The organism is Synechococcus sp. R8-2 (assembly GCF_047461715.1).
In the GTDB taxonomy this organism is placed as follows: Bacteria; Cyanobacteriota; Cyanobacteriia; order Thermostichales; family Thermostichaceae; genus Thermostichus.
Genome location: NZ_JANSHQ010000641.1, coordinates 1 through 1,627, shown reverse-complemented (window position 1 = coordinate 1,627; position 1,627 = coordinate 1). Strand labels below are relative to the sequence as shown.

Below are 1,627 nucleotides of genomic sequence, written 5' to 3'. Positions count from 1 at the left end.
TGGGCTCGGTGGATTTGACTCGGCGGGCAGAATCTCTGCTGTTGGTGGCTTTTGGGGTGGTGCTGGCCCTGTTTTCGCTGCTGGTGCAAACCAAGCTGGTTCACTACACCTCGCTGCTGTACCCCATTGGGGCCTACTTTGCTGCCCTGCGCTTGCAGCGCCTGGTTGCTGAGAAAAGAGGGCCCAGTTTTTGGGAAAGTGCCTGGATCCTGCTCAGTGGCTTGTTTTGGCTGGCCCTGTGGCTGTTGCTGCCCTGGCTGGGATCCCAGGACCCCGCTGGGCTAGTCCAAGCATGGGTCTTTGCCGGCATCCCTGACGACTCTTCCAGCAGCTTGGTGCTGGGATACCTGCAGGCTGAGGTGGAGTGGCCGGTGTTGACCTACGTCCCCGCCGCGATCCTGCTGCTGGGAATTCTCCTTTGGAGTCGAGGACGGCGGCGGGCTTGGGGCTGGACAGTTTTGCTCTTGGCCACGGGACTGAGCGCCCAACTGGCCTGGTGCTGGGTCTTCCCCCGCCTGCTGCAACACACCCAGGGGGGAGCCGTCCACTTTTTCCGGCAGTTTGCCACTTCCGAAAACAACGCCCAGCCGGCTCTCTCTGGAACGGTGGGCCTGTACGGCTTTCGCTCTTTTGTACCCTATTTTTATGGCCCGCTGCAGGTTCCCTACGCCGCCAGCCCAGAAGAGCTGGCCGACTGGCAAGCCCAGGGGCAGGCGCCCGACTACCTGGTTACCTGGGATCCCTTTGTAGCTGAACTTACAGCTCCCGAGGGCGAACAGGCAGCCATTCTGGGATCTTGGCGGGTCGTCGAGCGCCGCAGTCCCTTTTGGCTGTTGAAAAAAACCTCTTCTCCTCCCTAGGCCCCAGATGAGCCAGTACGTGCTGCGCATCAGCGATATTCCTGCCCAAGATCGTCCCCGCGAGCGGCTGCTCAGCCAAGGGGCAAGGCACCTCTCCCACGCCGAGCTGCTGGCCATCTTGCTCAACACTGGCCAGGGGCCAGGCAAGCTCTCGGCAGTCGGCCTCGCCCAGTTGCTCCTGAAAAAATTGGAAGCCCAAGGGGATCCCTTGGCCCAACTGCGCCAGGTGGAGGCAGGGGAGCTGCTGCAAATTGAAGGCATTGGCCCGGCCAAGGCAGCAACGGTGTTGGCCGCCATCGAGCTGGGGCGACGGGTGTTTTTGGGTCGCCCGCCAGAACGCACGGTGATCGAGTCGCCGGAACAGGCAGCCATGGCCCTGAGCGGCGACCTGATGTGGGAGACCCAGGAGCATTTTGCCGTTTTGCACCTAGATATCAAGCACCGCCTCATTGGCCAGCAGATCGTAACCCGGGGGACAGCCACCGAAACCCTCACCCATCCGCGGGAAACCTTCCGCAGCGCCATCAAGCAAGGAGCCAGCCGCATCCTGGTGGCCCACAACCACCCTTCCGGCAGCTTGGATCCCAGCCCAGAAGATCTTGCCCTTACCCGGCAACTCTTGCAGGCGGGGCAGCTGCTGCAGATCCCGGTTTTGGACCACCTCATCTTGGGCGGCGGACAGTTCCTCAGCTTGCGCCAACGCACCACCCTTTGGCAGGAGTTTCCCCAGCCGGAGTAAGCCTCACCCTCTCCCAGAGGGAGAGGGG

The 1,627-nt window shown here is 62.4% G+C and carries 1 protein-coding gene and 1 pseudogene; both read left to right on the top strand.

The window, feature by feature from the left end; translation table 11 throughout:
* Nucleotides 1-860, top strand: a pseudogene (locus NW819_RS13420) (dolichyl-phosphate-mannose--protein mannosyltransferase); the annotation flags it as partial.
* A 7-nt stretch (nt 861-867) separates the two neighbouring features.
* The gene (gene radC / locus NW819_RS13415) at nt 868-1,599 is read left to right on the top strand and encodes a RadC family protein (RefSeq protein ID WP_414329627.1); all 732 of its coding nucleotides are present in this window, start codon (nt 868-870) and stop codon (nt 1,597-1,599) included.
* Nucleotides 1,600-1,627: the final 28 nt, after the last annotated feature.